At 44.2% G+C, this 22,502-nt stretch carries 23 protein-coding genes and 1 pseudogene; 14 read left to right on the plus strand and 10 right to left on the minus strand.

Annotated features, from left to right (window positions below; translation table 11 throughout):
* Window positions 1-21: 21 nt before the first annotated feature.
* Window positions 22-201: an H-type small acid-soluble spore protein gene (locus HWX64_RS15395; protein WP_175990410.1), complete on the minus strand. Its 180-nt coding sequence runs from the start codon at window positions 199-201 to the stop codon at window positions 22-24.
* A gap of 132 nt (window positions 202-333) precedes the next feature.
* Between HWX64_RS15395 and HWX64_RS15400 the strand changes: the two genes are divergently transcribed.
* Entirely contained in the window at window positions 334-471 is a 138-nt protein-coding gene (locus HWX64_RS15400; RefSeq protein WP_175990411.1) for a hypothetical protein, read from the plus strand.
* An 82-nt stretch (window positions 472-553) separates the two neighbouring features.
* On the opposite strand, the gene HWX64_RS15405 is transcribed toward HWX64_RS15400, so the two are convergent.
* Window positions 554-694, minus strand: coding sequence for a hypothetical protein (locus tag HWX64_RS15405; RefSeq protein ID WP_175990412.1), 141 nt, complete (start codon window positions 692-694; stop codon window positions 554-556).
* A gap of 253 nt (window positions 695-947) precedes the next feature.
* On the opposite strand from HWX64_RS15405, the gene HWX64_RS15410 reads away from it, so the two are divergent.
* From HWX64_RS15410 to HWX64_RS15430, 5 genes and pseudogenes are all read left to right on the plus strand, one after another.
* The gene (locus HWX64_RS15410) at window positions 948-1,943 is read left to right on the plus strand and encodes a permease (RefSeq protein ID WP_175990413.1); all 996 of its coding nucleotides are present in this window, start codon (window positions 948-950) and stop codon (window positions 1,941-1,943) included.
* A gap of 13 nt (window positions 1,944-1,956) precedes the next feature.
* A complete protein-coding gene (locus HWX64_RS15415; RefSeq protein ID WP_175990414.1) occupies window positions 1,957-2,862 on the plus strand; it encodes a TIGR03943 family putative permease subunit in 906 nt (301 codons plus the stop codon).
* Window positions 2,863-2,963: 101 nt separating this feature from the next.
* Window positions 2,964-4,115, plus strand: coding sequence for an FAD-dependent oxidoreductase (locus tag HWX64_RS15420; protein WP_175990415.1), 1,152 nt, complete (start codon window positions 2,964-2,966; stop codon window positions 4,113-4,115).
* A 17-nt stretch (window positions 4,116-4,132) separates the two neighbouring features.
* A pseudogene (locus HWX64_RS15425) lies at window positions 4,133-5,316 on the plus strand (GTP-binding protein).
* Between the two features lie 128 nt (window positions 5,317-5,444).
* Complete coding sequence (locus HWX64_RS15430) at window positions 5,445-6,875, plus strand: triacylglycerol lipase (protein WP_175990416.1); 1,431 nt, start codon at window positions 5,445-5,447, stop codon at window positions 6,873-6,875.
* 57 nt (window positions 6,876-6,932) lie between these two features.
* Here the strand turns inward: HWX64_RS15430 and HWX64_RS15435 are convergent, their stop codons facing one another.
* Window positions 6,933-7,247: a thioredoxin family protein gene (locus HWX64_RS15435; protein WP_175990417.1), complete on the minus strand. Its 315-nt coding sequence runs from the start codon at window positions 7,245-7,247 to the stop codon at window positions 6,933-6,935.
* Between the two features lie 144 nt (window positions 7,248-7,391).
* On the opposite strand from HWX64_RS15435, the gene HWX64_RS15440 reads away from it, so the two are divergent.
* Window positions 7,392-8,435 carry an oxidoreductase gene (locus tag HWX64_RS15440; protein WP_175990418.1) on the plus strand — a complete coding sequence of 348 codons (1,044 nt, stop codon included), beginning with the start codon at window positions 7,392-7,394 and terminating at the stop codon, window positions 8,433-8,435.
* Window positions 8,436-8,615: 180 nt separating this feature from the next.
* On the opposite strand, the gene HWX64_RS15445 is transcribed toward HWX64_RS15440, so the two are convergent.
* The 4 genes from HWX64_RS15445 to HWX64_RS15460 form a co-directional block, all read right to left on the minus strand.
* Window positions 8,616-9,716, minus strand: a complete 1,101-nt coding sequence (locus tag HWX64_RS15445; protein WP_175990419.1) for a Ger(x)C family spore germination protein — start codon at window positions 9,714-9,716, stop codon at window positions 8,616-8,618.
* Complete coding sequence (locus HWX64_RS15450) at window positions 9,713-10,819, minus strand: GerAB/ArcD/ProY family transporter (RefSeq protein WP_254871166.1); 1,107 nt, start codon at window positions 10,817-10,819, stop codon at window positions 9,713-9,715. The genes HWX64_RS15445 and HWX64_RS15450 overlap by 4 nt, the downstream gene beginning before the upstream one ends.
* Entirely contained in the window at window positions 10,816-12,318 is a 1,503-nt protein-coding gene (locus tag HWX64_RS15455) for a spore germination protein (RefSeq protein WP_175990420.1), read from the minus strand. The genes HWX64_RS15450 and HWX64_RS15455 overlap by 4 nt, the downstream gene beginning before the upstream one ends.
* A 129-nt stretch (window positions 12,319-12,447) precedes the next feature.
* A complete protein-coding gene (locus HWX64_RS15460; protein WP_175990421.1) occupies window positions 12,448-13,413 on the minus strand; it encodes an ABC transporter substrate-binding protein in 966 nt (321 codons plus the stop codon).
* A 195-nt stretch (window positions 13,414-13,608) separates the two neighbouring features.
* Between HWX64_RS15460 and HWX64_RS15465 the strand changes: the two genes are divergently transcribed.
* The 5 genes from HWX64_RS15465 to HWX64_RS15485 are packed head-to-tail and all read left to right on the plus strand — an operon-like array spanning window position 13,609 to window position 17,551.
* Window positions 13,609-14,598, plus strand: coding sequence for an iron ABC transporter permease (locus HWX64_RS15465; RefSeq protein WP_175990422.1), 990 nt, complete (start codon window positions 13,609-13,611; stop codon window positions 14,596-14,598).
* A 1-nt stretch (window position 14,599) separates the two neighbouring features.
* A complete protein-coding gene (locus HWX64_RS15470) occupies window positions 14,600-15,655 on the plus strand; it encodes an iron ABC transporter permease (RefSeq protein WP_175990423.1) in 1,056 nt (351 codons plus the stop codon).
* A gap of 15 nt (window positions 15,656-15,670) precedes the next feature.
* Window positions 15,671-16,486 carry an ABC transporter ATP-binding protein gene (locus HWX64_RS15475; protein ID WP_175990424.1) on the plus strand — a complete coding sequence of 272 codons (816 nt, stop codon included), beginning with the start codon at window positions 15,671-15,673 and terminating at the stop codon, window positions 16,484-16,486.
* Window positions 16,483-17,256, plus strand: coding sequence for an IucA/IucC family C-terminal-domain containing protein (locus HWX64_RS15480; protein ID WP_175990754.1), 774 nt, complete (start codon window positions 16,483-16,485; stop codon window positions 17,254-17,256). The genes HWX64_RS15475 and HWX64_RS15480 overlap by 4 nt, the downstream gene beginning before the upstream one ends.
* Window positions 17,257-17,287: 31 nt before the next feature.
* Window positions 17,288-17,551, plus strand: a complete 264-nt coding sequence (locus HWX64_RS15485) for a DUF2573 family protein (protein ID WP_175990425.1) — start codon at window positions 17,288-17,290, stop codon at window positions 17,549-17,551.
* A 188-nt stretch (window positions 17,552-17,739) separates the two neighbouring features.
* On the opposite strand, the gene HWX64_RS15490 is transcribed toward HWX64_RS15485, so the two are convergent.
* On the minus strand, window positions 17,740-18,099 hold the full coding sequence (locus tag HWX64_RS15490; RefSeq protein ID WP_175990426.1) for a spore coat protein: 360 nt from the start codon (window positions 18,097-18,099) through the stop codon (window positions 17,740-17,742).
* Between the two features lie 16 nt (window positions 18,100-18,115).
* The gene (locus tag HWX64_RS15495) at window positions 18,116-18,379 is read right to left on the minus strand and encodes a hypothetical protein (protein WP_175990755.1); all 264 of its coding nucleotides are present in this window, start codon (window positions 18,377-18,379) and stop codon (window positions 18,116-18,118) included.
* A 298-nt stretch (window positions 18,380-18,677) separates the two neighbouring features.
* On the opposite strand from HWX64_RS15495, the gene HWX64_RS15500 reads away from it, so the two are divergent.
* Together HWX64_RS15500 and HWX64_RS15505 are read left to right on the plus strand one after the other, a co-directional pair.
* A complete protein-coding gene (locus tag HWX64_RS15500) occupies window positions 18,678-19,598 on the plus strand; it encodes a proline dehydrogenase family protein (protein WP_175990427.1) in 921 nt (306 codons plus the stop codon).
* Window positions 19,599-19,786: 188 nt separating this feature from the next.
* A complete protein-coding gene (locus tag HWX64_RS15505) occupies window positions 19,787-21,460 on the plus strand; it encodes a potassium/proton antiporter (RefSeq protein WP_175990428.1) in 1,674 nt (557 codons plus the stop codon).
* 87 nt (window positions 21,461-21,547) lie between these two features.
* On the opposite strand, the gene HWX64_RS15510 is transcribed toward HWX64_RS15505, so the two are convergent.
* Complete coding sequence (locus HWX64_RS15510) at window positions 21,548-22,495, minus strand: bile acid:sodium symporter family protein (protein ID WP_175990429.1); 948 nt, start codon at window positions 22,493-22,495, stop codon at window positions 21,548-21,550.
* Window positions 22,496-22,502: the final 7 nt, after the last annotated feature.

Raw genomic sequence — 22,502 nt, forward strand, 5'->3', positions numbered from 1 at the left:
TATGCACCGCGTGGCTTTTTCTTAGGATTCTTGCAGATCCGCGATGCTGACTTGCGATCTTTCTTCTAACGGTCCGCGAAGATGAACGACAGCTGTCTGTCCATCCTCCATCACTTCATCGATCCAGACAGAAGTGTCTTTATATTTAACCTCTATGTCTGCTGAAGAAGATAAGATTTGCTTCACACGTTTAAGTTCCATATGCCATTTCCTCCTGAATATCATTTTCCTTTGTTTAGTGTGTCCAACTGCTTCAAGAAAATGCCGGTATACTTTATTTTCTTCAAGAGATTCTAAAGTTGAAAGGGTGATTTCATGAAGGAAAAAGACCAAATGTCAACGACTGAGGCGAATATGGAAATGAATGAACGCTTTTACGGGAAAGACGAGGAAAAGCAGGACTCTCAAGCACCGACCTACCTTCAAGGAGGCGGCACCCCGGCAATAAAAATTACCGGAGACGAAAAGTAAAGGAAGACCGATTTCAGGATCACAACTGGAATCGGTTTTTTTATGACGAAAAAAAGCCACCTTTTATAGGCAGCTCACGTCATCAATCGGTCTTATTCTTTTGATCTTTATTATGTTTGTTGCCTTTGCTGTTATCGCCGTTTGTCAGTTCAGAAGCAAATTCAGTTGTCCCGCGCTTCGGGGAGTTTTGATTGCTGCTTCCTTTGTTGAATTTTTTGGTCATAAGGCATTCCTCCTTTGTTTGGTGGGGTTAGTTTTTGAAGGGAGAGTTAAAGTTATGCGTAAAATCAAATTTGCTTGTAGTTTTCCACAACGCTGTCCGAATCCATGCAAAACTAAGCTTTCCGGATTAAAAAAACAAAAAATAATCATAGTTTTTTTTTATGGACATAGGTTATAATGTAAAGCGTAATGATTACGATTAATCATCAAAAAGAAAGGATTACGATTAATCATCAAAAAGAAAGGATTACGATATGAATTCTTTAAGAGGTCTTGGTCAAGACACGTTGGGGATCTTGTTATTTTTGGGGATTATCGCTCTGTTCCTGGCAGGCGACTTGATTTCAATTCCGGATGCAGTAATGTCATCCTCGTTTGTGAATGTTACGACCATTTTCCTGAGTATTTTGTTAGAAGCCATTCCTTTTATCTTAATAGGGGTTTTTGCTTCATCGGTGATTCAGGTATTTGTATCGGAAAGTATGTTGAGAAAATGGATTCCAAAAAGGTATCCATATCTTGCTCTTTTTCCGGCTGCGATGGTAGGGGCCATTCTTCCAGTCTGTGAGTGTGCAATCGTCCCGGTTGCGAGGCGGCTGATCAAGAAAGGTGTACCGGCACACCTTGCCATTGTAGTAATGGTGACCGCACCCATATTGAACCCGATCGTGTTCGCATCCACCTATTATGCTTTTCAAAACAATATGACGGTGGTATGGGGAAGAATGATTCTCGGATTCATCGCGGCGATTTTGATCGGTGCATTCGTGTACAAGCTATTTGGTAAACAAAACCCATTGATTGAGGAAAAGCATACCCATCATCATGAGCATCATTACGCCAGCAATGGGAGAATGATGCAAACCATCGTACATGCAAGTGACGAGTTTTTTGATATGGGAAAATATCTTGTCATCGGTGCATTTGTGGCCGCTGTTTTCCAAACATATCTGGACCGTGAACTATTGGTGGGAATCGGCTCCAATGATGTGGCCGGACCGGCTGTGATGATGGCATTTGCATATATTGTTTCCCTATGCTCGGAAGCGGATGCGTTTGTGGCTTCATCGTTTGGCAGTCTGTTTACAACCTCATCACTTCTGGCGTTCCTGGTTTATGGGCCTATGATTGACTTTAAGAACACACTGCTGATGCTTGCTTATTTCAATAAAAGGTTCGTTCTCACATTTATAGGAATTGTCACGATTGCTGTTTATATCTGTACATTCATTTTTGGGATGCTGGTGTAAAGGAGGGGACCATTTGAAATCATCTGAACAATTTCACACATACATAAGGGGCATTATCTTAATCGGTTACGCGCTCTTGGTATTAAAGCTTTTCCTGACGTTCAATCTGCAAAATTTCGTCGCACCAAAGATGCATATCTATATGTATTTCTCGCTGGGCGTATTCCTTGTGCTTGGTGTGATCCAGATCATCCGGGGTACATCGTCTAAAGGAAAAGCTCATCATTGTGACTGTGAAGGACATGAGCTTCCAAAGGGATTCCTGCGTTCGACGATTGTCTATTCGCTTTTCGTGTTTCCGATTGTGCTCGGTTTTCTGCTGCCGGATAATTTACTGGACAGCTCGGTTGCTGCCAAAAGGGGAGTCAAGGTGGGGAACAGTTTATTTACCACACCTCCCAATTCAGGAGAAGAGCAGCCTGATGCAAGTCAAGTGGAAGAGAAGGAGCCAAAGGGGCATACAGTTGAACCGACGCTTGGTTCATACGAGGAGTTCCCCGTGGAAAAAGACTTTGATAAACTGAAAGAACTTCTTGGGAAACAAGAAAAGATCATTGTCCGGGATGAGCAGTATATTCAAACCTTAAGTGTGGTGGATGAAAATCTGGATCAATACGCCGGCAAGGAAATTCAGTTGACTGGCTTTGTGTACAAGGATGAAGGGTTTGCGCAGGATGAAATTGTTGTATCCCGCTTTACCGTTACTTGTTGTGTAGCTGATGCCTCTGTGTATGGGATACTTGCCAGGGATGAAGAACTTGGTAAATTAGAGCCTGACACATGGATTAATATTAGCGGCATCATAGGCAAAACCGACTTCAATGGATCCCAGATGCCTGTGATTAAAAATCCCGTATTTGAAAAGATTGATCCACCGGATAATCCTTACGTGGAGGAATTTTTCATCAAGATTGAGTAGTTTTACAGAACCCCTGCCCTTCTGTATATAAAAGGGCAGGGGTTATACTATAATGTATAAATCGTAATGATTTCGTTTTATGAGTGTAAGGAGGCTTCCTAATGTTTGAATGTATCATTGCAGGCGGCGGTATTCATGGCTGCACCATTGCGAATTATCTGGTTAAGAAGAAAAAGATTCCGGTTAATCAAATATGCGTAATAGATCCACATCGTGAGCCTTTAGCCAAATGGAAGCTATTGACGCAGAGGATAGAGATGCCATATCTTCGTTCCCCTGCAGTGCATCATCTTGACCTCAATCCATTTAGTTTGCATTCATTCAAAGAAAAGAACAAAGCTTCCTTCTTTGGATATTATAAACGTCCTTCGCTTGACTTGTTCAATAAGCATAGTGAGCATGTCTTGGAAGAGATTGAGATCCAGAAGGCATGGAAGCAAGGCTATGTTGAGAAGGTGAGTAGAAAGAAAAGAACTTGGGAGGTTCAGCTTGATTCCGGTGACATCATCATGGGGAGGAATTTAATCATTGCTACCGGCATGAATAATAGGCTGTCTTATCCAGGCTGGGGCGAGGAGCTTGTAAAAGAACTTCCAAACCAGGCAGGTCATGTTTTTCAAGATAAGCTTCCATTCATAAAGGCTCCTATAGCGGTAATAGGCGGGGGAATATCAGCAGCCCATCTTGTCGTTAAGCTTAGTAAAGCGTTCAAAGGCGGACTTTGTCAAATCTCACGCCACCCATACAGGGTAAAGGACTTTGATAGTGACCCGGGCTGGCTTGGCCCCAAGAATATGAATGCCTATCAAAAGCTTTCATCTTTTACAGAAAGACGAGAAGTTATACAAAAAGCAAGACACAAAGGATCGATGCCAAGAGAATTGGTGAATCGGCTAAGGTGGCTGCAAAAGGAACATGCCTTCACCTTTATCCAAGATGAAGTAGAGTCATGGGAAAAAGATTCTGACGGAATCAGGCTGAAACTGATGGCGGCAAAAGATATGACCGTGCAAACGGTCCTTTTTGCCACTGGATTTTCCCCGGACACAATGAGGGTGGAATGGCTGGAGGATCTTATTAAACAAGAAAAACTGACTTGTGCCAATTGCGGCTTTCCGGTTGTGAAAGAGAACTTGGAGTGGTGTGATCATTTATTTGTGTCAGGCCCCCTTGCCGAACTTGAAATAGGTCCGGCTGCCCGGAATATCTCAGGGGCAAGAAAAGCAGCACAGCGTATAGCAGACAGTTTATAAAAAGGAGATTGGTTTCATTGAAAGTACCAGTAACAGTATTAAGCGGCTATTTGGGATCTGGGAAGACAACATTGCTTAATCACATCTTACACAACAAAGAAGATAAGAAAATCGCAGTGATTGTGAACGATATGAGCGAAGTCAATATTGATGCAGCCCTCGTTAAGGACGCAGGTTTTTCACGGACAGAGGAAAAGCTTGTAGAACTGCAAAATGGCTGCATATGCTGCACGTTGAGGGAAGATTTATATTAGTCGAAGTAAATCGTTTGGTGGAACAGGGAGATATTGATTATATCGTTATTGAATCCACCGGTATATCGGAACCGATTCCCGTTGCGCAGACATTTACTTATCGTGATGATGATACCGGAGTGGATCTAACCGGTAAAACTCGGTTAGATACCATGGTAACAGTAGTGGATGCCAATCGATTTTGGCATGATTTTGCCAGTGGTGAAACATTATTGGACTGCAAGCTGGCAGCAAGCGGGGAAGATCATCGAGAAGTGGTTGATTTATTGATCGATCAAATTGAATTTGCCAATGTCATTCTTTTGAATAAGATTGATTTGGTGAAAGAAAAAGATGTATCCGAATTAAAAGCGGTTCTGCGGAAGCTTAATGCTGATGCGAATATAATCGAAACCTCTCATTCAAATGTTGACTTGGAAGAGGTTCTTTCTACAAGATTGTTTGATTTTGAGAAAGCCAGTCAAAGCGCTGGTTGGATCAAGGAGCTGCTGGAAGAGCACATTCCTGAAACCGAGGAATATGGGATATCCTCTTTTGTATACCGCAGAAATAAACCCTTTCACCCGGAACGCTTTATGAAGTGGATGGAAGAATGGCCGGTGGAGGTCGTCCGTGCAAAAGGCTTCTTCTGGCTGGCCAGCCGTAATCATATGACCGGTCTTCTTTCACAAGCGGGACCGTCGATTACCATACAAGGTGCAGGGGAATGGATCGCTGCGTATCCTGATGATGAAATAGCTCAGATTCTAAAAGAAGAAAAAGAGTTGGCTGCAAAATGGGATCCTGATTTTGGGGACCGGATGAGTGAAATCGTACTAATAGGCATAAAAATGAAACGGGAAGAAATGGAACGGTCCCTGGATAAATGTTTGTTGACTGAAGAAGAGATGATGATGGATTGGAGTTCATTCCGCGACCCAATTCCTCCTTTTACGATAACCGAGTAACACGAAAAAGCCTGATCCTCTTGGAGGGTTGGGGTTTCTTGCATATGAGTAAAAACTACCGAAATGGCCGGTTAAAAAGGTTTTATTTAGAGTCGTGAAGAAAAGGATTAGTACAGAGGAGGGGTGTTATGGAGGAAAACTTGTATTTTAACACTTTGTCTGAATTCAAGGTTGATCGTGAAGGCGGATACGGCAACTGGTACAGGGGGGAAGAGCCGGAAGCGGTGCGTCCTGACAGCTTTCCGATCCTTTTCATCCACGGAATCAATACAACATCTGAAACTTGGTGGATAAACGGAAATGATATCAGTGAATCGGCCCGTTCACATGGTTTCCGAACAGCGTTCATAAACCTTTCCGGAACAGCTGATATGTGGTCCAATGGAATGCTTTTAGCTGAAAAACTGAAAGAGATTTCTGCTTGTTTTAAAAAAGAACTCGTGATCCTGGCTCACAGCAAGGGTGGAATCGATGCCCAGACGGCAATCGTTTATCATGGTGCATCACAATATGTGAAACGGGTGATCACCCTTTCTACACCTTATCATGGATCGGAACTTGCAGACCTCGCGTACAGCAGATGGGCGGATTGGCTTACGGAAACCCTGGGCAGCAGGAGTGACGCAGTATTCTCGCTTCAGACTGGATATATGAAGGCCTACCGTAATTGTACGGATGCGGCCGCTGACCGGCAGGCGCCGCGCTTTTATACTTTCGGGGGCACGGGGTGGGGCAGCATGGGTTCCGAATTGTTTTGGGGAGGCCTGTATCTGAGCAGGTTTGGTGCAAGTGACGGAGCGGTGACGGTGAAGAGTTCCCGGCTTTCTTATGGGAAGGAAGTGATGGTTGATGATTGGACGCACAAAACAATCAAGCAGGGGCAGGAGATCTTTCCTTATATTAAAAAAATGGTTGTCGAAGAGATGGACGAAGTTTCGTATCAGTCTGCAGTTGCATCGGTTGAAGAGGGATTGGAAACATCGGTTCTTCACAGGGGAGGGGAATATGCCGGAGCGGTAAAGGAACGGTTCTCTGTAGAAGACGGAGTGGATGAAATCACCGTTGATTGGATCAGCTGTTCAAAAGATGCTTCGTATGTACTGACGGACCCTGGCGGCGGGAAGTATACACATTTCGTCACAACCGGGGACGAGACAGGTTTCTTTCCCAAAGCCTTTCATCATACTCTCAAGATCGAGTCACCTCCTGCCGGCGGATGGGTGCTTGAAGCAAGGAATGATCAGCGGGAAACCTATTTGCTTAACGTCATTTTTACCGGCGGGATAAATGTTCAGCTGGAAATGATAATGAGTGATAAGAAGGTTGATCCCAAAGGTAAGGAAATGGCTGCCCAAGGAGTTTCCGAGGTTAAGAAACAAGTTCATGTCTGTAACTTTCCCTTGGCACAAAAAGATAATAAAGTGACACGATCAACATATGGAGAGGGCCTCCATAATATCACAATCGACCTCGAAGGAATAACCTCTCAAGGCTTTCATTTCGAACGGACCATCATAAAAACGATCACTGTTGATAAAGATGGAAACTCCCTTGAGTAATATATTGAAAAAGGCCCGTCCCCCGCTGTTTTTAAAGTGGGGAAAGGGCCTCAATCTTTATAATGATTCCATGAATTCTGTCACCTGATCCGGTGTTTTAGCATTTGCGCTGTGCAAATGGGCGGTTTTTTCGCCGTTTTTCCAGACGAGCAGGCTTGGGATTCCCATGACGTCATACTTTTCCGCTATTTCCGGAAGTTCATCCTTGTTGATGTCATACCACTTGTATTGGCTGTATTGTTCCATGATTTCATCAATGAACATATCCATGCGACGGCAGTCAGGACACCAGTCGGCATGGAATTTCACGACTACGGGCTGTTCTGAAGAAATCACTTCTTCGAACGTCTCTTTATTTTTAATCGATTGCATGCGGATACCCCCTTTCCCTATTATTTTAACCACATGTGAATCTTACGTAAACTGCAAGGTTTCATAATCCATCAGCAAAGAATTTCCTGCTCTCGGAAGAACATGATAGTATAGGGGTACATTCTAAGGAAAACAGGTGATAACATGAAACCGATCAATGTGGGATTAGCAGGTTACGGATTCTCCGGGCAAAGCTTTCACCGCCCGCTGCTGCAGCATTCCAAAGACTATAAAATACATACGGTGATGTCTTCCAATAAGGAAAAAGTCCAGCAAGACTTAGAAGGTGTCAACGTGGTGCCGACATTGGATGAACTGCTTCAGGAAGACATTGAACTTGTGGTCATCACGACACCGAACCATTTGCATTATGACATGATCAAGCATTCACTCTCAGCAGGAAAACATGTCGTCGTTGAAAAACCATTCGTCACAAAGAGCAGGGAGGGCGAAGAACTGATACAGCTGGCAGAGGAGAAAGGCCTTCTGCTGTCTGTATTCCATAACCGGCGCTGGGATGCCGACTTCTTGACGATCCGAAAGCTGTTGGAAAACAAGGTACTTGGTGATGTCACTACATATGAAGCACACTTTGACCGTTACCGTCCGGATGTAAAGGACCGCTGGAAGGAAAACAAGGTCGACGGCGGAGGAGTATTATATGATCTTGGTGCACACTTGATCGACCAGGCATTGTGTCTTTTCGGAAAGCCGCAATGGGTGTTTGCGGATGTCTTCTCCCAGCGCGACCCTAAAAAAGCAGAAGATTATTTTCAGATTACATTTGGATATGACACAGCCCGGATCGGTCTCTATTCACGCTCGATTGTATTGGATCCGGGTCCGCGCTACCAGGTTCATGGGCGGAAGGGAAGCTTTGTGAAGTACGGCATGGATCGTCAGGAAGCAGATCTTAAAGAAGGTCTCGATCCTTATTCCAAGTCGTGGGGGAAAGAAGATGAAGAGTACTGGGGAACCTTATCCCTGATGGAAGGTGATAAGGTGAACACCGTTAAGTTTCCATCTGAAAAAGGGGATTATACTCAATATTACCGGGTTATCCATCAAGCCATAAGGAATAACCAAACGTCCCCGGTGACTCCGGAAGAAGCACTTGATGTCGTACGCATCATTGAGGCCTGCAAGAAAAGTGCCGAGAAGAAAGAGGCTGTTTACTTGAAAAGTTAATTTTCTCCTGGATGGCAGGGAATTAGAATATCAAAAATCAAAGACAAAAGAAAAGAGAAGCCCGGCTGACTCGTTCAGTCAGCCGGGCTTCTCTTTATTTTACAAGATTTGTTTAAACCTGAAGATGCTTAGGCAGCTGGTGGCGTCCGATTCTGCAGAGGTGATTCAATGAACGGTTCTTTACTCCACCGTCCCGCCTTCCACAATCTTAACGTCTGGTTCTACGTTAAATTGAGCATTGGGGTAGAGCGTTCCTTCCCACTCTTTTATGTCGAATCCTCTTACACCATGTTTTTGGATCTGACCGATACCGATCGGATCGACACCGATCTTCTGAAATTTAGTGAGCATTTCCATTGCTTTGTCTTCAATATCCTCCTCCATGTTTTTTTCAATCTCGGTGATTTTTTTAGGGGTCAATCTTTCACCTGTGTATTCTTTGATAATTCCTTTTATTTTTATTTTTATCGTAACCTTGACCGGTTTCTTTTTGTACGTAACTTTTATCTTGTGTTTCGCTTTAAGACTTGTTATGGAGGCTTCAACTTTTTGACCGTCTCTTTTTTTCTCATCATCAAGCCGTACAACGTGGCTGCCTTCCGAAATCTTATCCACCAGAATCTTAAAGAAAAACATGTCCTCAGCGGGTATTGTATCGACCATTTTATCTTTTTGGAATAGGGCGATTCCATCTACTTTCAGCGTACTATCTGAAATCTTCCGAATAATCGGGAGGTATGGAGTCTGACCTAATTGATAATAATCGAAAAGGAACATGTGCAGATTTGTTTCAGGCAGCTCCCGTCTTTTTATGTTCTGCCTAAGCAGATTGGAGATATACATCCCGTTTCCCCTAATGCCATACTGCCCTTGAAGGATGTCTTTGGCGTCCCCTCTGCTGACCATCATAAACACCCTTGCTCCGATGCTGGGATCCCTCTGCAGGGAATCTGCAATATCGATTACCCCTTTTTGCGCAAGGCCTTCCCCGATGACAACTGCATCCAGCCCCCCTCTGACCAGGGGCTGCTGTGACATTCTTGCCAGGGTTTCCAATACCTCACGGGTGGAAGTTGCTTCAGCGGAAAGCGTCATATTCTCAATTGATTTATCAGGCTTATAGATTGGGAACATGGCAGTCCCCCTAATGGTATTCTCATCAATCAAGTCATACCCTTTTCCTGTTTCAATGTATAAGTCATCGAGAATCTCTCTTTCTACACATCCTGACGATAAAACGGAAAGAACCATGGCTATCCAACATACCAGAACTTTTTTCATGATTTTTTTCTCACCTTCTTCATAAAAATAACGAGTACTAAAAGAAGCGGAATGTATATGAAATTGAGATAGAAACCGATTTGCCCAGCCATATCATTGAGGAAGTTTACTTGTGTTCTGGTAGTAAATAAAGTAAGTACGCCCAAGCATATCAGTATGATGAATACCAAGGAATGCCGGTGTTTGAGCGGGGTCATCCGCTTTAATATCCTGCTTGCACACCAAAGGGTAATACATACGTTTGGAAGAATGACAAGACACCAATTGGCTATCCCGATATATTCAAAACGCTCTACAAAAGGCATTTCTACAATTTTCCACATGGACAGGGTGGCCCATACGGTTTTTTCCAGCTGCTTCTCACTGAAGAAGGCAAACGAAATAAGGGCGATGAGTGCATAGACGGCAGTGGTGGTGAATAATGCCCAATGAGCGTACTTTTGCGAACTCTTAGCATTTTTAATAAAAGGATAAAACAGCAATATACATTCGTAACCTAAGTAAGTAAGAGACATATTTTTCGTAGAGATTAAAATGTCTTTCAATGAATGATCGAATACAGGCAAAATATTTCTAAAATCAGAGAACGGAAAGGTAAAAGCAAACGTAAGCAGCAGGTAGCTGGGTAAAATAGTGCCGAAAAAAGCCGTTCCCGCAATGACCCGGACTCCCCCGCTGACAAAATAATAGCTGAGAATCAGAAAAGATAGTGCAAATATGAATGTACTTAACCTTGGGTACATCCATACTTGAAGCACCTCGATGTACGTTCTTAAAATGGTGATCACCAGCAGACTGAAGTATATGACAAAAACGAAGTCGAATACTTTCCCGATCCACTTCCCGAATGCCAGAGTGTGAGCTGATACAAGGTCTCCTCCGCTTTTATCCAAGATGACATACATCATGAATACCAGGATGTGTGTAAGGATGCCGGCAAGGATAACGGAAATCCACCCATCATAACCTGCATTCTTGGCGATTATTCGTTGAAATCCTAATACGCCTCCACCAACTTGGATGGAGTGGATGAGAAAGAAAACCAAAAATGGACTGATTTTTCTTCTTTCAGGAATCGCTTGCATCATTTCACCTCTATTCATTCATCAATATCCAGCTTTTTCTTCCCTTCTTGAGAATGGAATCGAGTCTTCTTATTCGTCCGAAGGTATTGTGGGCGGTCTGCTTGCTTATAAAACGGAAAACGGATGAGTGCATCTTTTAAATCCTTCAGGCGCGGCGGATATATAGGGGACAGGAATGGCCGTCCCAATGACGTGAGATATAAAAGATGCCCCATAAGGAAACAGAAACAATATACGATTCCAACCAGCCCCCAAAGTTGTGCAAGTAGCAAGAATGGGAAACGCAGGATCCGGATTGTATTACCCATTCTGTAGACGGGTGTCGTAAACGAAGCCAGGGCTGCAAGGGCAACGAGGATAAGCAGTACATTACTCGTCAGTCCTGCTTCAACCGAAGCAGTCCCGATTACGATACCGCCCACGATACCGATTGTCTGACCGACTTTTGTCGGAAGCCTTGCCCCGGCCTCGCGCAGAAGCTCAATCGTCAACTCAAGAAACAATGCTTCAAGAATCGGCGGGAGAGGGATCTCCTGCCGGGACGTGACGAGTGCAGCCATCAGGTCTTTCGGGATCAGCTCATAATGATAAGTGAGGGCCGCCACATAGATGGGAGTGATCAGGATGGAGAACGCAACGGCGAATACCCGTACCAATCTGAAAAAAGAAGCCACAAGGAAATTAAGGAAGTAATCCTCATAAGCGTTGAAGAATTCAACCAGTGTGGTCGGACCGATCAGCGCATGCGGTGAACCGTCCACCAATACGGCAACCTTTCCCTCGACCAATACTGAAGCCACCCGGTCCGGGCGCTCAGAATCCAGCAGCTGGGGAAATGGAGATAAGCTGTTATCGGCAATCAGCTGCTCAATGAATGAGGAGTCCATGACCTGATCAAAGTTGACATTTTGCAGGCGCTGCCGCATTGTATTCACATTTGCTTCATCTGTCAGACCATCCAAGTAAAGGAGGGCGACTCTTGTATGGGTGATGGTCCCGATATTAAATTCCTCTACAGTTAGTTCCTTGATGGGGATCCGTTTTCGCAAGAGGTTTAAATTATCGCTCATAGATTCGACAAATGCCTCTTTTGGCCCGACGACACTGAACTCCACTTCCGGCTGTGACACCTTCCGACCCATTTCATTCTTGGTCGCGATGAATGCGAACTTACGATTCGAGGCATCCATCGTTAACATCGTGTATCCATTAAATAATTTCTGTTCAATTTGGGATTCATCTTTCGAAACTTGAATATCGACGATCGGCACCAGGGTTTTGAGATCGTCAAAGTCATGGAAATCCTTTGATAATAAAGAAGGAAGAACATCCTCCTGCAGGATTTTCCCGTCAATCAATGTGGTGATGAAGTGTAGGCTGAACTTCACTCCGGTAAAGGGGTTTTGGTAAAAGGCCTGTTTATAATCAACCGATTTTTCCATTTCTGATTTGATACTTTCATATGACTGTTTCTTTTTTGTTTTATCTGAATTCTTATTTTTAAAGAATGAAAACATACGAATCCCTCATGTTCACTGTGGTGTATTCTGTAGTGTTTCCGAAATAGGGAGAATTATGAAAAGATGAGGAGTGTTGGCAGAAAATAAAAAAAGACCAGGGAATCATCCCTGATCTTTAGGTCTTGTTTATTGCTCCAAGAAAAATTTCTCGATATCGTCAAGCATTTTGTTTGCTGCAATGACGCCGCCGGCGGTGTTCCAGATGGCATCACTTACTTCGTGTACGTTACCTTCTTTAGCAGCTTCAAGATTCTTGAATAACGGATCATTGATCCATTCTTCTGCTAATTTGTTCGCTTCACCGTCTCCTGTTTCATATGTGAAGTAGAAGAGGACATCTCCATCCATTGCCGGGATGCGTTCTTTCGTTACACCTTTTTCAGCAAAGTCATCTACGTCCTGGCCTTCTGGGCGTGCAAATCCTAATTGCTCAAGGATGACACCTGAGAATGAGTCTTTATGGTAGATACGGACGTCACCAGCTAAGAAACGGACCATTGATACTTCCTGGTTCACCTTATCGCCTAATTTCCCTTTCATGTCTTCGATGCGCTGATCGTATTCATCCATGACTTTTTTTCCTTCTTCTTCTTTATTCAATGCTTTTGAATATAGCTCGAAGTTTTCTTTCCAGTTACCCTTGAGTGTTTCAGACATAACCGTTGGAGCGATTTCTTTCAGTTGGTTGTATTGCTCTTCCTGACGAAGTTTCGTTCCGATGATAAGATCGGGTTGAAGCTTAGCGATCGCTTCGATGTTCAATTCGCTTTCAGTACCGACCACTTCAACATCTTTCATATCGTCAGCGATGTGATCGTACCAAGGATCACCTGTCCATGATTGAACTGCACCTGCAGGAGTCACACCCAATTCCAGCAGTGCCTCTGTTCCTTCGTTAGTAAGGATGACTACCTTTTCAGGCGTGCCTTCAATTTCAGTTGTCCCCATTGCATGTTCTACTGTATATGTTTCTTCTTTTTTCTTGTCGTCTTTACTTGCTGAAGTATCTTTATCTTCTTCCTTGTTCCCGCAAGCCGCAAGGAAAAGAAGGGAAGCAATCAGTAGTAAAGATAGTAAGCTTCTTAATTTCATATGTATAATTCCTCCTGAGATATGTTTTGTTGATAATGATTATCATTCACAACCCTTATGATAATTGAGAAGGTTTTCATTGTCAACAACTAATTGATAATGATTTTCAAAGTCATTGACGACATTATCAATTTTCTCTAAAATAGGAAGTAGGTAATCATTTTTAATTTAAACAGTGACCTGAAAGGTAAACATATGATTAAAACGCAGAAACAATTCATTTTATTTTTAGGGACGACCTTTTTCCTTATAATATGTATCGGGATGAGCATCGTCTATGGATACACGGATACATCTTGGAAACTGGCAATTGAAGCGTTTACGAACCCTAACCAGTCGACGGAACATCTGGTATTGCAGACAATCAGGCTCCCAAGGGCGCTGATCGCTGCCGTTGTCGGTGCCTCACTCGCCATATCGGGTGTGCTCATGCAGACACTGACGAAAAATCCGCTCGCCTCACCGGGGATTTTCGGAATCAATGCCGGCGGCGGGTTCATGGTGGTAGTGGCAGTGACATTGTTCGGCGTGTCGGATCTTCAGTCATTCACCTGGCTTTCCTTCCTCGGAGCGGGGATTGCTGCTTTTGGTGTATATGCCATCAGTGCTGCCGGCAACAACGGACTGACACCGATGAAGCTGACACTGGCGGGAGCCGCGATTACGGCCATGTTTTCGTCCTTCACACAAGGACTTCTTGTACTGGACGAATCAGCTCTCGAACAAGTGCTGTTCTGGCTTGCCGGATCCGTACAGGGCAGAAGCCTGGATATCTTGACCGGTGTTTTCCCATACATCCTGATAGGATGGATCGGGGCCCTCATACTCGCCGGCAAAATGAATATATTAGCTATGGGTGAAGATGTTGCCAAGGGATTGGGATTGAAAACAAATCTTATCAAATTCCTTGCGCTGTTGATCGTCGTTTTGCTCGCGGGCGGTTCTGTCGCGATTGCAGGACCGATCGGGTTCATCGGAATCGTCATCCCCCATCTGGCCAGGAAGGTGATCGGTGTCGATCACAAGTGGCTCATCCCTTATGCAGGATTATTGGGCGCGGTGCTTTTGCTCACTGCCGATATTGCCGCACGCTACATCATCATGCCCCAAGAGGTGCCGGTAGGAGTGATGACGGCTGTCATCGGTGCTCCATTCTTTGTGTATGTGGCCAGGAAGGGGTTCTAAAATGAATAGATTCATAGGAAAACGATGGTTTAAAGATCAAATATCTTTTTTAATAGATTTATCAGCACTGAAAAAAGTGACAGTACTGGGAGTTTTAGTGCTGCTTGTGTTAATTGTCAGTACAGGAATAGGGGATATGAAGATTGCCCCTTGGAATGTAGTAAGTGTCTTTTTTGGTGGGGGTACCGGTCTTGAACAGCTGGTCGTGAAAACGTTCCGGCTCCCGCGTATCATCATCGCCCTCCTTGCAGGGATGGCACTGGCAGTAGCTGGCGGCATTTTACAGGGGATGATCAGAAATCCGCTTGCTTCCCCTGATATCATCGGAATCACCGGCGGTGCGGGAGCAGCGGTTGTTGCCTTTTTGACGATATTCAGCAATGAAGATGGTACGCTGCCGGTCAGTATTCAATGGATGCCTGTGGCGGCGTTCATAGGTGCAGCAGTTGTCGCATTTTTGGTTTATTTTCTTGCATGGAAAAAAGGAGTATCCCCTGTCAGGCTTGTCTTGATCGGTATCGGGATATCGGCCTTGACGCAGGCGGTGACTACACTTCTGATGATCATGGGTCCTATTTACAGGGCGAGCCAGGCAAATATCTGGATTACCGGAACAGTGAATGGATCTGATTGGCAGGATGTAGGAATCCTCTTGCCATGGAGTATCGTGTTCATTCTTATAAGCTTTTTCATCACACGTCAATTGAATATCCAGGAACTTGGGGAGGAGCTTGCCAAGGGAGTGGGAGGACATGTTCAACGGCAGAGGTTCTTTCTTCTTCTGATGGCGACGGTTTTGGTAGGCGGTGCCGTTTCCTTTGCCGGCGGCATCGGCTTTGTCGGCTTGATGGCTCCTCATATGGCAAGAAGAATGGTAGGGTCTTCGTATGGGGCATTGCTTCCGGCGTCTGCCTTCATCGGGGGAATCCTAGTGATGCTCGCTGATTTGATCGGCCGTACGCTATTCCTGCCTCTGGAAGTTCCTGCCGGTGTATTTACCGCTGCGATCGGTGCACCATATTTTATCTATCTGCTATTTAAAACGAGAAATTCTTAAGGAGTTGGCCTCAATATGAGCATGCTGCAAACAAAAGACTTGACCCTGGCTTATGGTGAAAGAACGATCATCGATGAACTGAATATTGAAATTCCAAAAGGGGAAATCACCGTATTCATTGGTGGAAACGGATGCGGAAAATCAACGCTGCTGCGTTCCATCGCACGGTTATTGAAGCCGAAGCAGGGGTCTGTTCTTTTAGAAGGTGATGCCATTGCCAAGTTGTCGACAAAAGAAGTCGCGCGTAAAATGGCCATTCTTCCTCAGTCGCCGACAGCTCCTGAAGGACTGACCGTCCTGCAGTTGGTAAAACAGGGGAGATATCCCCATCAAACGTGGCTGAAACAATGGTCGCATGAAGATGAAGAAATCGTCCAGAACGCTCTCAAGGCAACCAAAATGGAAGAACTGCAGCATCGCAAAGTCGATGAATTATCAGGCGGACAGCGCCAGCGTGCCTGGATCGCACTCACCCTTGCACAGGATACGGATATTATTCTTTTGGATGAGCCCACTACTTATTTGGATATGACTCATCAAATCGAAATTCTTGATTTATTGTTTGAATTAAACGAGAAAGAAGACCGGACGATCGTCATGGTACTGCATGACTTGAACCTTGCCTGCCGCTACGCCCACAATATTGTGGCCATCCGCGATCAGAAAATCTATTCGCAGGGAAAACCCGAGACGATCATAAGCTGTGAGTTGGTGAAAAATGTCTTTGACATGGACTGTCAGGTAACGAGCGATCCGTTATTCGGCACCCCGCTTTGTATTCCGTTCGGAAAAGGCAGATGCATACTCAAGCAGATAGGTGAACCGGTATGAAGATTGCTTCCTTAACGGATGAACAATGGGCACTCTTGAATCAGTACCGCTTTCAAAAGTGGGATCCGTCGGATTCAGATGGAACCGAGGCCAGTCTGCTTTTAGAGGATGGTGAAATGGTCCGATATTTGGAAGACCGCTTCTCAGTGATGGGAGCGGATGATCTAAAGACAGCCGGGTCCCTTTTTATGAAGCGTTATGCGTTTGTGGCAGCACTGGGGATGCTGGCGATGACTTTTTGGAACAAGAAACTGAACGTTTCACCGGAAAATCTTTTGCTCGTTGATCACGTGAACGATAAGGGTTTGTGGCTGCCGCAAATCTGCTTGAAGGATTCGAGCGTACAAGAATTTACGTCCTGGTCTGAAAAAGAAGAGTTTATCCGTTCCCTGTTCAGTGAACACCTTGATCCATTCATCGGAGTGATGAAACGCTCCGTTAAGCTTTCAAATCTTATCCTGTGGGAAAATATTGCTGTCTATCTATTCTGGATCTATGAAAGTGACGCGTTGACTACGGATGAGTATGCGTTTGAGAGAAGAGACCATGATTTTGCCCAGTTATTAAGCAATGATAACAGTCATTGGTTCGGCGCGTATCATAACAATCCCCTGAACAGATATTATACTGAAAAAGTTCGTGTCGAAGGTCTTGAGGATAAAATCCGCGTGCGGAAGACATGCTGTTTTTCCTATCGATTAGAGAATGGCGAGCAATTTCGCTGTAAGAGCTGTCCGCAGACTTGCAAGGTAAAGCGGATGGCTTACTAGAGAATATACTATAAACTGGAGGTTCTGATTCATGAGCGAATTTCCGAAACAATTTGACGCGCTGCTGGATAAATACACCGAGCTGCTCATTGGAGAGTCTTCTCCTGAGAAAAAAGAAATGGTGAGCCAATATGCACTCTACACGTTCATTGCCAAAAACATGCCGGCACTCGTGAAACATTGGAACTCACTTTATCCTGACGGGAAAGAAGAAATGAAGAAAATCGTCGGTGAGATTAAAGTATTGAATGAGGCTCACCGGGATGAAGTGAACCGGAAGAAGAAGGATGAATAGACGGTTTTTGGCTGATAGATGTTGAAAGTACCCGGGGATGGGTGCTTTTTTTTGTGGATTCAGCCCCTTGGTATGAGGCAGGAGCTGGTGATAGAGTGTTGTTCCGGTCGGGGTATAAATCGAGCCCGTCCCGGTCATTTTGCCCTATTCAAAAAGCGACCCCCGAAAAGGAGGTCGCTTAAACAAAACTACTGAAGCTGTCCTCCGCTCGCACTCCCGTATGGAAACTGGGAAGAATACTGTTGATGCTGTTGATAGGACTGCTGGATTTTTTGGCTGTCTTCAGCTTCAAGCTTGTACCAGCCTTTACGGAACATTTCATTATACAGCTCGCGCTGGGCGTTTTGCGTTTCGTTGAAGATTGTCAATAAGTCTTGATACAGCGCCTGATGACTTGCTTCATTAAGAGCTGTGCAATAAGAAGCGGTCATGTATTTTTCATGCGAAAGGACATCTGTAATGAAATCGCGATCATTCATTTGTGGAGTGGATGGGACTTGTGTCTGCGGGTTCTGGATTTTCTGCTGGTTTTGATTCTGCTGGTTCATACGATTCGTCTCCTTTCTACATCATGCCTTGGTTTTGGTTTGACGTGTTCAAGTGGGTCAATAATTGTTCGTAATGGCGCTGATGCATTTGACCGCACTTATCGAGTTCTGCTTTAATTTCCTGATCCTGGCACTGAGTGGCAGCAAAGTGACATTTTTTCATGGCAGTCAAATTCCATGCCAGCATGTCATTCAAGTAGAGTGAATCCTTTGTCGTTAACATTTGCGGCGGCTGCGTATATGCTTGCTGCTGATTACCTTGTTGAGGTTGTTGCTGCATCATTTATTCCTCCTTGATGTTTGTGAAATGATGGGTCCATCGACCTAAAGTGCTTTATGCAGGATAAAACAATTTTCAGGCTTTAACAAACGTTATTCTGCCTAATTTCATGCAGGTTATGCACCGCTTACAAATTTCGATAATATTCTACTAAGAAAGTAACAAAAGTATATTCAAAATGTTTAATAGGTGATAAAATGTTGGTAAACAGAATACTACTCGAAACCTTTTTCTTTTTATCAAATAAGAAAACGTTTTCATAGTATGATATATATGTTTTTATCAGGGAGGTAGCAACATGGAGCAAGCAATGCGTAATTTCTTTTTATTCCTTTCTAAAAACAAGCCAATCACCAAACTGGCTAAGAAATATGGCCTACGTTTCGGGGCGGCGAGATTTGTTGCCGGTTCATCAATCGAGCAAGCGGTCGAAGTCATTCGTGAATTGAATAAACAGAATCTTGTGGTAACGATTGATTATTTAGGTGAGTTTGTCGATAACGTAGAGGAAGCCAATGAAATGGCCCTTGAATGTGTGGAAGCTGTCCGTGCAATCGGCAGAGAGAAATTGAGATCTCAATTATCGCTCAAGATGACCTCAATGGGACTTGATCTTAAAGAGGATGTCGTGACGAAGAATATGAGGATGATCCTCGAGGAAGCAAAGAAACATGATGTCTTTGTGACTATCGATATGGAGGATTACTCACGCTGCGGCAAGACGCTCGAAATCTTTAAGACACTGAAATCAGAATATGACAACGTCGGTACTGTCATTCAAGCCTATCTTTATAGAACAGAAAAGGATATGGAAGAGTTAAATGCGTATTCCCCGAATCTGCGTCTTGTGAAAGGGGCTTATAAAGAATCGCCTAAAGTTGCCTTTCCTGATAAAAAAGATGTAGATGAGAACTTCAAGAAAATCATCAAGATGCATATGCTGAATGGAAACTATACGGCCATTGCCACTCATGATGATAACATCATTGAATATACAAAGAAGCTTGCTGAAGAACATAATATTCCGCGTGATCAGTTCGAATTTCAGATGCTCTTTGGCATTTGTGTAGAGCGTCAGCACGAACTTGTGAAGGAAGGCTACAAAATGCGCGTGTACGTCCCGTATGGTACGGACTGGTACGGCTATTTCATGAGACGTCTGGCTGAGCGCCCGGCTAACGTGGCATTCGTTTTAAAAGGCGTTATGAAAAGTAAATAATCGATGAAAACTTCACGGATATTATGTCTGTGAAGTTTTTTATGAAGGATAGTTAATGCTGAGTGATGTCGGTCCAGATAGGTGTGAATCATTAGGACAAGCTGAATTCAATAAGCACATCAATTGTTACAACTTTCACAATATAGTATAATTATTCTTATCATCATTCTTTAATTCGAGGCGATCACATGGATTTTTCGATTGAAAATGTTTCAATGCTTTTAGCCCTCCTGCTCCTTATTGGTGTCATTTTTGCCAAGTTTTCCTCACGATTGGGAGTTCCTTCATTAATTCTCTTCATTGCAGTAGGAATGATCTTAAATACCTACTTTTTCTTTGATAATGCTCATATCACTCAATTTATAGGAACCATCGCCCTGATCATCATCTTGTTTGAAGGGGGTCTCCAGACGAAGTGGAGCAATATAAAAAGTGTCTATAAACCAGCCCTGTCACTGGCTACAATCGGGGTACTGGTCACAACTCTATCCATCGGCATTGCAGCTAAGTTCATATTGGACTTGAACTGGCTTGAGGGGATGCTGTTCGGCGCAATTGTAGGTTCGACCGATGCTGCTGCCGTATTTTCTGTTTTGGGGAACAAAAATATCAAATCAAGAATTTCATCCACCCTCGAGGCAGAATCGGGTAGTAACGACCCGATGGCGATCTTTTTGACTGTAGCCTTTTTGCAGTTGATTCAAATGCCTAATTTGAATCCATTCAATTTAGTATTATCCTTCTTTTGGCAGATGGGGATGGGGCTTGTTCTGGGTGCCCTATTTGGAATGATTTCTGTGTGGATCATCAACAAAATCAACCTGGACTCTTCCGGTTTGTATCCCGTCCTTTCGGTTTCACTCGCTATTTTGACATATGCCCTTACATCGATCATCGAGGCCAGCGGTCTGCTTGCCGTTTATGTCATGGCGATTATTGTAGGAAACCAGGAATTAACCTACCGCCATTCGATCATCAAATTCAATGAAGGTTTCGCCTGGATGCTGCAGATCGTCATGTTCATCCTTCTGGGCCTGCTCGTGTTCCCGCAGCACCTTCCCGGAATCGCACTGCAGGGAGTTCTTTTGTCTGTTCTCCTGATTTTCGTTGCGAGACCTTTAGGTGTTTATATCAGCCTTGCTTTTGATAAAAGCTACAATGTGAAGGAGAAATTCTTTATTTCGTGGGCGGGACTGAAAGGGGCGGTGCCGATTGTACTGGCAACGTTTCCAATGGTGGCAAATTTGGAAAACAGCGAAATTATCTTTAACGTTGTCTTCTTCGTCGTTCTATTATCCGCCCTTGTACAGGGGACTACGATTACCCCTTTGGCTAATTTCTTGAAGCTTGCCGGAAAAGATAAACCTCCGCTCGCTCACACGCTTGAGCTGGTCAGTATCGGAAAGACAAACAACGAAATGATTGAAGTTCATATCAATCAGGATGCCTATATCACCGGAAAGGCAATCAAGGAAATCGAACTTCCGGAAAAGACGTTGATTTCAGCAGTCATCCGGAAGAATGATTTACTCACTCCGACAGGGGATACGGTCATAAAGGCTGAAGATACATTATATGTACTTGCGAATAAAAGCCAGCGTAAACACATTAACCAGCTGCTGAATGCCAAGAAAGAATCTCAGGAAACCAGAGAGGGAGACGGCAACGGCAAGAAGTCTGAAGAAGCCGCCGTTCCCCATGAACATAACATGGACAGGAAACCTGAGGAATCCGGCACATCTTCACATGAAAATGGAATGAAGCTTGATGACCCTCAACATGTTAATTTGAAAGAGCATAACAACCCAGATCAGACAGAATCCGAAACCGGCACAGACAGCCAATCAGAAAGCAGATCATAATCGAAACCAGATTTTTAAAATAAAAAAAATGACCACACATTTGTCTGCTATGTGTGGTCATTTTAATGTGAGGATCAACGACATTGGTTATGCTTTCACTCTCAACTCATATCGGTGAAAAAGAAAGCCAAAGAAAGAAGCAAGCACTTGCTGAAAGAGCATGCCGATCACGACTGGGACCGCAACGGCAGCGGGAAAATATTGAACCGCGATGACAGCCCCTGCACTGATGTTCCTCATTCCCCCGGTGAACAACAGGCTTGCTTTGGTATCCCTTGTTTGTTTAAGCAGGCTGCCAAGCAGCCATGCCAGCGCGAAACCAGAGATGGCAATGAACAGCACGGTGAAAGCAATCAGGAACAGTTTAAGACTGATATCTTTTAAATAAGGAGCGACAGCGGAACTATTGATGGCAACGACCACACCGATTCCGATTTTTGTAAAAGGGGATAAATGTTTCCCGACTGTGTCCTTGATACTTCCTTTTGTCAGGTGATTACAAAGCATTCCGATAATGGATGGAATCACGACCATCCACAATAAACCGTTCATGATGCTCCAGCTGTCCATTTCAACCTTTTGTCCGACAATCATAGACAGGCTTGCCGGCACGATGAAGGGGGAAAGGATTGTATCGACGAGAATGATGGATAGGGCGAGACCGATATTCCCCTTATAAATGGTCACCCATACGAAGCTTGTGATTCCGGTCGGAATGACCATCGCAAGCAGTAATCCCGTCACTGTCAGCCCATCCTCCGGAAAGACGATGCTTCCCATCCCGAACGCCCAAAGCGGCATGATGATATGAAGGATGAGGAGCGATGTCAAAAGGGGGAGCGGGAATTGAACCGCCCGCTTAACGGAATGGAAATTCGAGCTCAAGGATCCGGAAAAAGTCATAAATGCGAATACCCAAGGCACGATGAACGTCAAAGGTGATAAATAGGGAGCAAACAATACACCGAGCAGCACAGCCGAGGGTGTAATGAAGGGCATAAGCTTCTCCAATTTCTTATTTAATACCTGCAGCATACCAAAC

The sequence above is a fragment of the Bacillus sp. Marseille-Q1617 genome (genome assembly GCF_903645295.1).
GTDB lineage: Bacteria > Bacillota > Bacilli > Bacillales > Bacillaceae_B > Rossellomorea.